Annotated in this window: 12 protein-coding genes and 2 pseudogenes; 4 read left to right on the forward strand and 10 right to left on the reverse strand. The window is 33.7% G+C overall.

Going from position 1 to position 13,410, the window contains the following annotated elements:
* Positions 1–90 precede the first annotated feature (90 nt).
* The 3 genes from KI375_RS10355 to KI375_RS10365 all read right to left on the reverse strand — a co-directional run bounded on the left by KI375_RS10355 (position 91) and on the right by KI375_RS10365 (position 2,814).
* On the reverse strand, positions 91–1,065 hold the full coding sequence (locus tag KI375_RS10355; protein ID WP_212973443.1) for a GIY-YIG nuclease family protein: 975 nt from the start codon (positions 1,063–1,065) through the stop codon (positions 91–93).
* Between the two features lie 473 nt (positions 1,066–1,538).
* Positions 1,539–2,051: a GNAT family N-acetyltransferase gene (locus KI375_RS10360; RefSeq protein ID WP_212973444.1), complete on the reverse strand. Its 513-nt coding sequence runs from the start codon at positions 2,049–2,051 to the stop codon at positions 1,539–1,541.
* Between the two features lie 454 nt (positions 2,052–2,505).
* On the reverse strand, positions 2,506–2,814 hold the full coding sequence (locus KI375_RS10365; RefSeq protein ID WP_212973445.1) for a hypothetical protein: 309 nt from the start codon (positions 2,812–2,814) through the stop codon (positions 2,506–2,508).
* A gap of 131 nt (positions 2,815–2,945) precedes the next feature.
* On the opposite strand from KI375_RS10365, the gene KI375_RS10370 reads away from it, so the two are divergent.
* The gene (locus KI375_RS10370; protein WP_212973662.1) at positions 2,946–3,242 is read left to right on the forward strand and encodes a TcpE family conjugal transfer membrane protein; all 297 of its coding nucleotides are present in this window, start codon (positions 2,946–2,948) and stop codon (positions 3,240–3,242) included.
* Between the two features lie 2 nt (positions 3,243–3,244).
* Here the strand turns inward: KI375_RS10370 and KI375_RS10375 are convergent, their stop codons facing one another.
* Complete coding sequence (locus tag KI375_RS10375) at positions 3,245–3,859, reverse strand: TetR/AcrR family transcriptional regulator (protein WP_212973446.1); 615 nt, start codon at positions 3,857–3,859, stop codon at positions 3,245–3,247.
* A 144-nt stretch (positions 3,860–4,003) separates the two neighbouring features.
* On the opposite strand from KI375_RS10375, the gene KI375_RS10380 reads away from it, so the two are divergent.
* Positions 4,004–5,368 carry an FAD-dependent oxidoreductase gene (locus KI375_RS10380; RefSeq protein ID WP_212973447.1) on the forward strand — a complete coding sequence of 455 codons (1,365 nt, stop codon included), beginning with the start codon at positions 4,004–4,006 and terminating at the stop codon, positions 5,366–5,368.
* Positions 5,369–6,414: 1,046 nt separating this feature from the next.
* Here the strand turns inward: KI375_RS10380 and KI375_RS10385 are convergent.
* Positions 6,415–7,278 (reverse strand): CPBP family intramembrane glutamic endopeptidase, encoded by an 864-nt coding sequence (locus tag KI375_RS10385; RefSeq protein ID WP_212973448.1) that lies wholly within the window; start codon positions 7,276–7,278, stop codon positions 6,415–6,417.
* Between the two features lie 309 nt (positions 7,279–7,587).
* On the opposite strand from KI375_RS10385, the pseudogene istA reads away from it, so the two are divergent.
* Both istA and KI375_RS10400 read left to right on the forward strand, forming a co-directional pair.
* A pseudogene (gene istA, locus KI375_RS27360) lies at positions 7,588–8,328 on the forward strand (IS21 family transposase); the annotation flags it as partial.
* Between the two features lie 53 nt (positions 8,329–8,381).
* A pseudogene (locus tag KI375_RS10400) lies at positions 8,382–8,777 on the forward strand (ATP-binding protein); the annotation flags it as partial.
* Between the two features lie 925 nt (positions 8,778–9,702).
* On the opposite strand, the gene KI375_RS10405 reads toward KI375_RS10400, so the two are convergent.
* The 5 genes from KI375_RS10405 to KI375_RS10425 form a co-directional block, all read right to left on the reverse strand.
* Complete coding sequence (locus KI375_RS10405; RefSeq protein ID WP_212973451.1) at positions 9,703–10,146, reverse strand: GNAT family N-acetyltransferase; 444 nt, start codon at positions 10,144–10,146, stop codon at positions 9,703–9,705.
* Positions 10,147–10,374: 228 nt separating this feature from the next.
* Entirely contained in the window at positions 10,375–10,593 is a 219-nt protein-coding gene (locus KI375_RS10410) for a tyrosine-type recombinase/integrase (protein ID WP_244852523.1), read from the reverse strand.
* A gap of 763 nt (positions 10,594–11,356) precedes the next feature.
* Entirely contained in the window at positions 11,357–12,565 is a 1,209-nt protein-coding gene (locus KI375_RS10415) for a tyrosine-type recombinase/integrase (protein ID WP_212973452.1), read from the reverse strand.
* Positions 12,558–12,764: a DUF3173 domain-containing protein gene (locus KI375_RS10420; protein WP_212973453.1), complete on the reverse strand. Its 207-nt coding sequence runs from the start codon at positions 12,762–12,764 to the stop codon at positions 12,558–12,560. The genes KI375_RS10415 and KI375_RS10420 overlap by 8 nt, the downstream gene beginning before the upstream one ends.
* Positions 12,765–13,182: 418 nt before the next feature.
* On the reverse strand, positions 13,183–13,389 hold the full coding sequence (locus tag KI375_RS10425; protein ID WP_212973454.1) for a helix-turn-helix domain-containing protein: 207 nt from the start codon (positions 13,387–13,389) through the stop codon (positions 13,183–13,185).
* Between the last annotated feature and the right edge of the window lie 21 nt (positions 13,390–13,410).

Consider the following 13,410-nt stretch of genomic DNA (forward strand, 5'->3'; position numbering starts at 1 on the left):
CTCTGCAAAAATTAGACTCAATTTTATTCCTTTACTCCAAGCAATGTACGAGTCACAATCAGTCAGCAACATGAAAAAATCTTTTTAAATCTACGTTTTCAATACAAAGTACGGTAAGAGCTTTTGTATTATTTCATTTGTGGGGCGTACTTCTTTAAATTTATATTTTCTTTCTTTATTAGTTCGAGTGAACTCTGCTACTAAATAAGTTGTCGTATTAAGAAGTACAGATATATCTGCATTAGTAATAGATATTGTACCTTCATCTCTTAATCTAACAACAAATGCAATTGTCCCTTTTAATTTTTCTTCTTCTGATAAATAAAACGGGTTGAATTTTACTAGAATTTCACCTATATCAGTTGGAATTATTGGCGGAATATCATTATGGGTTTTCCCTTTTTTTATACTACTAAGATTTGCTGGGGTCATACCACAGTGTTCCGCAATTTTAGCTTGACTACATTTTATTACACCTTTTTCAAGAAGTGATAAGACATATTTTGCATTTCCTGCACGTATACGATCTTCATTGTAAGCATTTGCATGATATTGCTCAATAATTTCATTTATATTTTTAGATATTGTAGGTTCAATATTTCTATAATGTCCATCATTAGCAATATGCCATACAGTAGAACTACTCATCAAAAAGAGACTAGCAAGTTCATTTAAGCTTATATTTATCACCTTTTTTTCTAAAAGAAATAATAAATATTTTAAATTGGCTACTTTTTCAGAGTCTGTAGATTTTATTCCACCAGGTAATATATTAGTTAGTAAATCTCCTTTTTCCCTATGTTCTATTATAAGATTTTTTTCTAATCTTAATGCAGCCTCTTCAGTTAGTTGTTCTTGTACTATTCTAATATCCCAATCATACTCTTTTTTTATTTGTTCACATGCAGGATTTCTAGCATCTTTCCAAGCACGTTCGGCAGTTCCTTTACCAATATAAAAGACTTCATCAGTACTCTTAATAAAATACTCATATACATAAAAACCTTCCAAAAGTTCCGGATGTTCTTTCTTCTCTTTTTGTTTGGTATATCCATTATATTTCATCTAATATTCTCCTATAACATAATTTATATATACACTCCTGGCGATATTCTGAGCTTCGAAAAAACTCTATCATCCAATGGTTTTTTTCTTTGTTCAAGAGTGTTGATGTTAGAGTTAGCTTGTCCAAAATATTCTAAATCTCTACTATTTTTCACGGATGGTTTCTACCTTCCATTTGTGATAAAAGGAGCTGAATTTGTCTTGTATGATTAAAAGAACGATTATAAAACTTGTTACTTTATTCTATTTTCTTAAAATAAAGATGATAAATATATCGAGAAAAAGCCATTATGAATGTGGAAATATATTATTATAGAGTTTACTGCAACTTCCTTTTCAATAGCGGGGTACCAAACTTTTCTTAAAGTTTAATCCTAAAAATTGATATCTATTATAAAAGGCGTTTCATTATGAAACATCTTTTTTGTAGTCTACTTTTTCATTGTGTATAATTCATTAGATTTATCAAATATCTATAATATTTTCCTCATAATGATTCCAGTCTGAAGATCATTACCAAAAGGAAATTCAATCGTATCAATTTTTTTAAATTGATTCTTTTTATAGAAAGAAATCGCACCTTTATTTTCTTCCCATACCGCTAACCAGATGGAAGATTTATTTCGCTTTTTAGCCGTTTCAACAATACGATTTAAAATATCTTGTCCAAAACCCTTACTTTGCATTTCTTTCAGTAAGTAAATCCTTTCAATTTCAATACTGTTTTCTATACTCACCTTACTCTGTGCAGTTTTCGTGTTCAGTTTAATATATCCGATTAACTCTTGGTTATTGTAAGCAAAATAAAATGTGGAATGTGGATCATTCAGTTGGTTCCTTAAAGATTCAATCGATAAGGATTGGTTTATGTACAAAGTAGTATTTTCTTCTGTGTTATAAGGTCCAAACGTATCTACAAATGTATCAATCGATATTTGACGTAATAACTCAAGGTCATCCATACTACATTCTTTTAATTCAACCATTCTTATCTCTCCTTTTTTATTAATAAGAGATATTATAACAAACTAAAATTATTTTGACATAAGAAATCTAGGAGTGATAACAGTGGTATCATTATTTCATCGGATTTATAAACAAAAAAAGAGCCACTGCTTTTATACAGTAGCTCAATTTCCCTGCCTATTCCTCTGGCGGAATCTTGGCGGAGAACCTATTCATTTTTAATCATTTCACCCATTTTATGTGTCCCCAAAATGCTGTTAAATCAGCATTCCCACTTCAAATTTAATTGTAGGGTCATTCCCACTCAAGGTGAAAGGGGATTTATTGCATTTCTGATAAAAAAACTTGTAAAATATCTTTCTATGTAAAAAAACACATAAGCAGATTGTTTCATCTGTTCACGTGTTTTACTCGTTCTATGATACTTTTAATCTTAATATAACTTTCTCTAAAATTGATTCATATAATAATACATCAAAGCCCGGACATCCCTGCAATTATTATAAAAGTTGTCCAAAGAAAGCCACAAATCAATATAATCGAAGTCACTATCCCAAACATTAACAAACCAAACCGTGATTCTCTATTTCCTCTTGCTTTCCTCTTAATTGCAAAGACTAAAAAAACGATACCCATCAATCCCAGAAAGTAAGTAAAAATAACTCCTGCCCAATACCAAGTAAAATCATTTCCCCAGTATGCCATACTTTGAAATACATTACTCATTAAAAATACACCTATGGCACATAACAACGATAAACATTCATTTTTTATTGAATTCATATCATAACCTCCCTTATTTAATGCAACTTTTCTATAGTATTTTTCATCCAAAACGCATTGATAATATGATGAGTTGCCTTTTTTATGAGAAAGGTAGATAACAAGTAAAAAAATTAAAAAGCTATACTTGCATTTGGTCAGTGGAGAAAGTCATTTATGCCATTAATGATTTTCGACTTCCTTTTCCCGTTACATCTAACCAGATGACATGGTTTGTGCTTTCTCTTTTCGTAGTGACATTACTCGGAAACCTCCCTCCACCCTCTTTGATTGACGGAGCGTTACTAAAATATAAGGATGTTCCGCTACTCCTAACACAGTTTATGAGTAAAAAAGAGCTTTGGTGGAAAAAACCGTATAAGGATTCTATTTTCAAAAATCGTTCAATTTCGGCATGGAGTATAGAAACAAAATCAGCCATCACGTAATATCAAGTTTTTCTTCTTTGTGAAAAACTTAATATTGCTGGTAAAACCACATAATCAATAATCGATTCCAATTTTTGCTTCGATACTATTTCGTTTTCAACAATAAAAGCATAACGTATTAATTGGAATAAGGATAATTTCGTTTCGACAGGTGGCCATTTAGTAATTTCCTTTTGGTCAATTGCCAACTGAAGCACATAGTCAATTAATTTGTTATGAAAAGTAGTTGCCTCTAATAATATTTTCTTACTTCGTTCCTGATGTTGAATCATTTCTGAGAGCATGATTCGATAAAATTCTTTTGGGAAGCTTTCTAGTGTTAAAATAAAGTCTTCTCCTATAAACATAAGATTTGATCTAAGGTTGCCATAATCGAAATCCAGCTTATCCATAATAATTTTGTTAGGTTTCCTTTTATTGTGTACAGTGTCAAATACCAGATCAAATGTTGTGTCCCAGTACCTGTAAAGAACAGAGCGGCTTGTTTTTGCTTCGCGTGCGATACGAGTGAAGTTAATTTCTTTATATCCTTCTGTTTCCAGTATTTGATAAGTTACTTCATAAATAGCTTCAAGTAGCTCATCTCCACGACGACGTCCTTGTTTATTTTTATTCATATTATTACCTCCACCTCTACATTCATTATACAATAAGATGCAACAAAATTAAGATACAAAGTGTATTTTATTGACACATCAAAGTACACAGTGTATTCTATTCAATAATAAGATACACTATGTATTTAAAAAGGAGAGCTATATATGAAAGTAATTGTTTTGGGTAGTTCACATGGTGGCTATGAAACTGTTCAAACATTATTATCAACTTATTCTCAGATAGAGATTCAATGGTATGAAAAAGAGGTAATTGATTCTCTTGTAATTGGGAAATCGACCAAAAGTTCTAAAGAAAAGATGAATGATAATCACTCTATTTATGGATTAACCGTCGAAGAGCTGAAACAGCGTGGTGTGGATATTTTTGAGAATACAGAAATAATTAAGATACTGCCGGAAAATCATATGGTTGAAATAAAAGATCATATAACGGGGAAGGTATGGAAAGAAAGTTATGATAAGTTAATATTAAGTCCTGGTTCATATCCATCTATTCAATCAGTTCCAGGAAGTGACTTGAAGAATATTGGAACAATGAGCAACCGTAAAGATATTGTCAGAATGAAGAAAAAAGCTGAAAAATCAACTGTCAAAGATATTGTTATTGTTGGAGCAGGACATATCGGAATTGGGACAGCACAGTTTTTTTCGGAATCAGGAAAAAGTGTGACCGTAATAGACATCAATAACCGCCCATTAAGTAGTTATCTCGATAAAGAGTTAACAGATGTCGTCGAAAAGGAATTGACTAAACGACAGGTAGTTCTGGCTATGGCAGATAAAGTTATAAAGTTTGCAGGCGATGATCAGGGAAATGTAAAAAAGGTGATTACAGAAAAAGGCGTATACCCCGCTGATCTTGTTATTATGTCTATTGGCAATAGTCCAAACACAGCATGGCTGGAAGGTGCAGTAGAATTATTACCTAATGGCAGAATTAAAACAGATGAATATATGCGTACAAGTGCAATAGACATATTCGCTATTGGTGATGCAACAACTGTACCATATGGTCCAAATAAAATTCCCATGAATTTGTCCTTAGCAACTAATGCACGCCGTCAAGCTCATTATGCAGTGAAAAATTTAAAAGAAGCAAAGCATTCATTTCCTAGTATGCAGGGTTCTTCAGCCATGCAAGCTTTCGACTATAAATTTGCCACAGTAGGTTTAACTGAAAAAATGGCAGGACGGATGGGAATTGATAATAAATCAGTATATTGGGAACAAAATAAATTAATGGATTCTACATTTTCAACAAGAAATCAGACACGTGTAATGTTCAAATTAATTTATGATCCCCGAACTTTTGAAATCTTAGGAGGCCAAATCATGTCGAAAGATGACTTGACAGCTAATATTAATACGATTTCATTAGCTATTCAAATGCATAGTACAATAGAACAATTAGCATATGCCGATTTCTTTTTTCAACCAGGATTTAATACACCATGGAATGTTATGAACATGGCGGCGTTAAAAGCGTTACAACAAGAAAGTAGATTTTAATTTTTTTAGAGAATTCATCAACAAACTTCCTTAAAAGCTTAAAATAATAATGATAGAAAATCTAAAAAAAGAGATTCATGAAAAATTTTCCCTACCAAAATTCAACGAAAAACCAAATTCCCTACCAAAAATTTTTTTGGTAGGGAATTTGGCAGGGAACTATCTTATTTTTAGCTTATTTTATCCATTTTAGCTTCGGACAAATATTGTTAAATCAGCATTCCCGCTTCAAATTGAGTTGTTGTTTTATTCCCACTCTGTACTTCGCCAATACAATATCGTGCAATATTGTTGATATGAAGGGATTTAAGGAAATATCAAAAACAATAAAAACATATAAATTGATATAAAGTGTGCCACGACTGTGCCACAGATTTTAATAAAAAGGAAAGCTGGAATGAAAGATCATTTCAGCTTTTTCATTCATTTTAAGGCATGATATTTGGATGTACTCAAAATCTACCTTTCATATAATTATAACAATTATATAAGAAGATGTAACTTTTGAATTTTACAAATCAAATTGCCTTCAAGGACATGGTTTGTAAACAAAATTGCCAAAACAGGCACAATAAAGGCTGTCCAGTGCGGCGGCGTGCGAAGCGAAAGCCGATGTGCTGGGCTAAGCCTGCGTGGCGATAGCCACGCCTTAACCCCCCGTTTCTAACAGGGGGGTAGAAAAACAATAAGAAACTGTTCCAAAATCCAATAACACCTGATGGCACAACGGTTCAGGGCCTATGACAGTGTGTCAAATTATTAAGGCTAGTTGACAACTTTTTAATTAAGAAAAATGTTATACATGAATCAAAGATTTCAGTGTTAAAAATTTCAAGGACAGCACCCTAGCATACGGGTGCTGATAATCTTATATCGTTACTTAATAAAGCTGGTGATGAGTTTTTCTTACCTGACATGAACACAATTAAAAATGCAAGACACGGATGGAAATACCGTAAAAGAGGAATTAAGGTTAATAGAATCTGGCTAAAATAGTTAAATGGCTCGATTGTATATTTGTAATTCTAGAGCTTATGAAACGATAATCACAAAGAACGATTAAATCTCATTTTTCTTCTATCATTTAATATTAAAAACGATAACACCATAATACTAAATATTACAATAAACAAAAATGATAAATATAGCGACATGAAGCCTTCAAACGTCTCATCAAACTCTAATAGCGCAACATCTGATTCATATGTACCTCCTAGAGAAATATATCGAGCAACTTCAAGATAAACGATATGAAATATTATATTCATCCATAGTGAACCGGTATATGCTCTATAAAGCTGTAGAGCAATTCCAAAGGCAAAGAGCAAGATAAAATAATCTATAGTTAATGCAAATGGTTTATCAAAGAATATTGACTCCATCATCATCACTGTTATCGGTACACAAATAAAGATAAGCGGTTGCAAAAATAGCGAAGTAAAAAAGCGAAACTTTTTTCGTAATTCTTCAAATATTAAACCACGTAAAAAGACTTCTTCTGGAAAGGCTTCATACATAAATGCTGTTATTGTATTAATTAAAACAGAAATAACAACACTTGTTGTCAAGTTCATACGAAGATTTTCAATCCCGCCGAATAAATAAGCCGTTAAAATACCAAGTCCAAGTAAGATAAAAGGCAAGGCAATTCCAATCGCCATCTTTGTTGATGAATTTACACCTTTTAAGCCGATACTTTTAAGGGATCCGGAATTTTTCCTTTTCAGAATATATAGTACAATGAGTGTTAATCCAATAAATATTGCCCCTTGTAGAAGCATGGCTACTTTTCGGTCCATATCTTGGACTTCTATTAAATATCGCCCGACATTACCAGATACAAAGAGAAATACCGATATTAATGTAAAATACAAAAACAATCGACTCATTCTAAACTTGATTGGTTCCAATTGGATGCTCCTTTATATTAAGACTTTGAGGTTATACCCGATAACCTCTTTACGTTCCTATTCATCAAACAGTATATTTTCAATAAATTCGGATTCACTCTTATAAATTTTATACATAAAGTACATCAAAATAATAACAGCAAAAAGTAAAGATGATTCGTATGTTTATGGCAAACTAAAAATGTAGGTAATGGCATACCTTTTATGCATGGCCCGCAGGGCCGTGCATAAAAAAGCCACTTGCTAACAACTCAATAATTAACTACACTTCCTGTTGGACCCAATATTCTGGCAGGAGGTAGATTAGGAGTGTTAGAAGTGACTGAAATCAATTATATCAGACAACAAGTTAATGGAAAAGGGCATACATATGCAGAGGTTGCGAGGAGAACAAATAGAGATCCAAGAACTGTACAGAAATATGCAGATTTAGATGAATTCCAACCTGAATTGAAAGGGAAGAAACATCAACCCTCTCCCGTAATGGATCCGGTGAAAGAAATCGTAGATCAGTGGATGAAAGAGGATCTGAAGAAGAAAAAGAAATATTGAAGAACCGCTAAGCGAATCTGGGAGTTATTGAAAGTAGAATATGCTTTTAAAGGTTCCGACCGAACAGTAAGGGCATACGTCTCTAAGCGAAAAAAAGAATTAATTGAAGAAATGGAAGCAAATGATGAGGCAGCTCTCCTGTTAGAAGCAAATCCAGGGGATGCCCAGGTGGACTTTGGAGAAGCACCGTTTAAACTAGAGGGAGAAGTCGTAGAACTTCCGTATCTGGTTATGTCATTCCCGTACAGTAATGTATTTCTGGTTTAAGTTTTCGAATCCCAGAATCAAGATTGCTTTTTAGAAGGGATGAAACGATTCTTTCATTACATTGGGGGTGTACCTAGAAGAATTCGCTTTGATAACTTATCCCCTGCGGTGAAAAGGATTTTTCCACATGGTAGGCGTGAATTAACGGATGGTTTCGAAAGATTTGTTTTACACTATGGCTTCGAATATGAATTTTGTAATCCAGGTTTAGGTAAGGAAAAGGGTCATGTGGTGCAATCATTCAAATAGCTTTGCCAACGTTTCGGCAATTGACTATAAAATGACTCATTGGAATCAATGCCATACAGAAGTTTGGCAGGCGAGTGAAATTTTACACTGTTGCCTCCTTGGCAAATGAACTGTTGGAAGCAAATGAGAAAGGTACATTGAATAGACTGTTTAACAGAATAGACAAGCTTGATCTATTGATTTTGGACGAGCTTGGTTACATTCCATTACATAAGCAAGGGGCAGAATTACTGTTTCAGGTGATATCCATGTGTTATGAGAAACGGAGTATCATCATAACTACCAATCTACAATTCGGGCAATGGAACCATGTTTTTGGTGATCCGATTCTCACGGAAGCTGTCGTGGATCGCCTGATTCATCACTCCCACCTCATTCTCTTTGGTGGAGAAAGTAAACGAATGAAAGAGTCTATGATGATGAAAAATTAGATGTTGGCAAGTGGTTCACAAAAAGGCCTGCCGTTTTATACATTTTATACTTGCCAAATACACCGAAGAACAGTGGGAAGATTTTGCACATGAACTTTGTCATGTTTTATTTCAATATGGAAATCAAATTCTAAATATAAATAGCCTTTTTCTTGAATATCAAGAATGGAAGCAAATAACTTTGCACTTCATTTCTGTGTGCCTACTTTCATGTTACAAAAATCATTACTTAAACATAAGATTGAAAGTATACCAGAAGCTATACCTTATATAATAAACAACTATAACGTTACAGATAAAATTGCATTAAAAAAATTGATTCATTTTAGAAACCAGCTACAAATGGCAAAATTACAACAACTCAATTAATAATTCCAATTTTGGATACTTTTAAAAAAGGTTATCGGAAAATAGTGTGAAAAAAAGTTTAGAGTTCAATCCCTAAACTCTTTTAAAAAACAAAAAAGAGGATAGCACATAACTAGTATGTGTATCCTTTTTGTCCCACAATCGCGCCCGATTGCGGAAAAACTAATGTTTTTTCCTGCTATCATCAAGCTTTCTTGATAAATAAAAACATAATAAACCAGAAATCAAAGAAATTAGAAAAGGTACGATAGCAAGTATTGGCATTATAATTGTCCAATAAAGCAAATAGGCACTCACTGCAAATATAAACCAACTAACTATAAGCAAACAACTCGATAAAAATTCTTTCATTGCCACCAAATATATCGCATCCCTTATAGTCCACTGACTTATACTATACCGGTAATTATTATTCTAAATGAGTGTGAGTACCTTATTCAACAATGTGGCCCTATTCACAAAGAAAGAACGCAATTCTTATTCCTGAAATGCGCCCGATTGGAGAAAAGTGGGTTCAGCAATAATTCTTGTTTTTGACCATCAGATAATTGTTGAATTATAAAGACTTTGACATATATACACGGTTAAAGCCATCTTCTATCCGGCGATCTACTTCAATAAACCCGAACTTAGGGTAATACTTAAGATTTTCAGTCATTAACTCGTTAGTATATAAGCAAACCTCTTTTAAATTCGCTTTCCTAGCGGACTCAATACCGAATTCAATTAATTCACGTCCAATTCCTTGCCCTTGGAAACTCGGATGGACAGCCACATTCTTTATTAACAAGTAATTTGTCTTCGGTATTAGCATAATAAGGCCTTTTAATTCCTCCCTGTCTACAGCTACATGGACAAGACCTTTCAAAATAGGTTCAGTATAATCAGTTACCATAGGAGCAGGTTTTTTTCCCATTCTCTCAATGTACATGCCATAAGCCGCATCCACACATTCAGAAATAGCTTGCTTATGGCTAATTTTAGCGACTTGAATATTCACAAATAATCTACCTCCATGATTAAATATAGGTTAAGCACCATCAGCCCATCTGTTTATTCTAACTTTTGTATTGAAACGCCCTATTTCCTTTTCTTATTCCGTAAAATGGCCCGATTCATAAATAGTTACTATTTATAGATTAACCTTATATTTCTCAACTAATTGTTCACCTAATTTTAACACAAAAGATAATATTGAAGATATATTACATACAAAAAGGCATAACTTCTAAAAATATTTGCTGTAAAAATCATGTCTTAATTTTCCACTAAGATGAGCATAAATTCTTGTAGTCTCACTCTTTTCATGCCCTAGAAGACTTTGAATCACTTCTAAAGGAGCGCCGTTGTCAATCATATGTGTAGCATAACTGTGACGCAATTGGTGGGGATGAATCGTTTTTTTAATTCCAGCACGATTTGATATACGTTTAACAATGTATCTCAAAGTATCAATACTAAATTAATTATAATCCCTCACGATAATTCAAATACAAAAAAATAATCCCTACCCAAAATAAGATGGTAGGGTTTTTGATAGGGAACTATATAATTATAAATCAATTTTTTGTGCGTTTAAGGCTAAGATAAACACTGTCAAATAAGTCGTTCTACATGAAACAAATTCATATTCACTGGATTATTCCAGTATACGGTTAATTTCGAGCATTATAGCCCGCTGTTCTAGCTCAAGTAAATCAATAATTTTGATTAAATCAGGAATTGCTTGCTCTATTGTGTATACATTATCTTCCATCAAACCATAAGTGACTTTAACTAGTTTTTCCTCTATCTCAAAAAAAACAATTTTCGATTCAATTCATTAATTAATAAACATTCCTTCTTGCTATTTTTAACCACACTACCCCTCCTCTTTTACTAAACCTAATTCCTTACATGTACATATCTGTCGAGAAAAATGCCTAATAATCACCCTATTTTTCCTATTAAAAATGTTCCCTGCCAAAATTCAGTGTAAAAACAAAATTCCCTGCCAAAATTTTTTATTGGCAGGGTTTTTGGCAGGGAACTATATTATTTTTAATCAATTTGTCCGTTTTAGATTAGGTCAAATGCTGTTAAATCAGCGTCCTCTCACCAAATCAAGTTAGCCTCTTATTCCCACTCTAAGATTGCAGGTGACGCTAAAAGTCTGTCATACCAACGATTTTCGTACCTCCAAGTTACTTTGGCGGGGATTCTGGCGGAACTTATTTTTTTATTGCTTGATTGCCGTTAAATGAGATGCCTGTTTTGGCTGCGGTCTTTATTTTAATATTGCCTGTCATTTCTTCGGCGACGAGTTCATCTACTCCTGACCACATATGTGAGTAGTGTTTTAAAGTAATTTCCGGGCTGGAATGACCCATACGCTTTGATAGAATCAAAACAGAGATGTTAAATTCATTAATAAGATAAGATGCATGCGAGTGACGCAATCCTTTCGCCTGAATACGATGAACCTTCGCAAGTTTCGCAAAGCGTTGAATGATTCTAGCAATCGTCGATTTAATCATTGGTGTCCCATCATAACTGAAAATGAAATCGTCAATTCCCATTTTTGATTGCCGCTCTTTCCATTCCCTCAGCACTTGTATCGTATCTTCATCTAAAGAAATGATTCGCTTTCCATCATCTGTTTTTGTATAAGCCTTTCGTTTCCAATCACTTTTATTTTTTAAATACAAGGAATGATGGACCCGGAGACGTTTATTTTGAAAATCAACATCTTCCCACCATAAAGCTGTTCCTTCATTCACACGTATCCCAGTCATGAAATACGTCCATAACATCACAAAACATAAATGCTCATAAAAGTCATCTAGACAAATTACGGAAATAACCTTTTCAAACTCCGTTTTTGTCCAATATGGCACAACCGCTTTTCCTTTTGGGATTGCTTTCACTTTTTTAGAAATATTAATCTCTAGATATTGCATATCAACTGCCATATCCAAACTTTTACGAAACATACCAAATACTAAACTTGCATATGCTTGGGAATATTCAGCACCTTTATCGGAAAGTAACCAAGTTCGATAGCGTTGTACATCTTCTACAGTTAAGGAACGAAGTTCAATCATTGAAAAACGATCGCTCATGGTTTCTAAGATTCGTTTGCGAACATAAAAAGTACTTTCTTCTACCTCCGTTTCATAAGCGGGAATGTAGACAGTGTCCATAAATTGACCATATGTCATATGATAATTTCCATAACCGTTTGCTTTATGGTATTCATTTTTCACCCGTACCAATTCTTTATAAGCTTGTAAAGCGGAAGTGAACTTTCTTCCTTGTTGATTTGTACGCCCTTTTTTCCTAAGTCGCTTACCAGTAATGCGATCTGTTCCAAGCTCCGTTTCATAGAAGTATTGTCCCAAGCTATCAATATAAACACCAGCATATTTTGTTTTAGCCATGACTGCCTTCCTCCAATTCTAGTTCACACCCTAGAATCGATTCGACTGTCATTTTTGGTACACGCCCTAAGCGTTTATTATTATAAAATGGATACCCTTTTTGTACCATGATTTGTTTGGCTTGTCTAATAATTCGTATCGAAGTATATTTAGGATAACCAAGTTGAATTAAATCATCTTTTGTGATTAGTTCCTTCATTATAATATATACCTCCCTTTTCATTTACAGAGGGGAATACATACTAGAAACAACGATTATCTAATTCACTTAAAAAATCAGACGGCTGTTGGTACAGCTCCACGGGAATTTCACCCCTGCAAGTATTTCTTCCAGCCCTATTCATAGCTTGCGACGCTTTGAACGCTCGAACCATGACGATAGGGGAGTATCATTATCCGTACTGATGAGTTATCGACAACAATCCACCACGATTGCACTAGATTCGTAGATGATCGCTCGTTCCTTTTGGAAGTCATGGCGTATAAATCAGGTGGCTCATCATCAGTAGAACGTATCTGATTTTTTGTTATATACTGCACGGCGTTATCTTCCATGCTTTCTTTGTCAAAGAACACAGTATATGATTAATGAAAGGGAAAACCTAACCATTATTTCATCAAATCTTGAAAGCTAAAACAGATTGCATAAGCTTTGAACGTAAACGATCACGTGTATCTTCATCGATGCCCCAATAACTATTTCCGTGCTCATCTCGGAGCTTACGCATGGACAGACTTGTCATGTAGCTTCCATAATGCAGAACAACTACTTTCATTGCTTCTGGATCACCCTTATTTGCAGCTAAAATAGTTGGGTACGGCAATAAACCACGCTCGTTGTTTTC

It is taken from the genome of Bacillus sp. J14TS2 (genome assembly GCF_018333015.1).
Classification (GTDB): Bacteria; Bacillota; Bacilli; order Bacillales; family Bacillaceae_C; genus Lederbergia.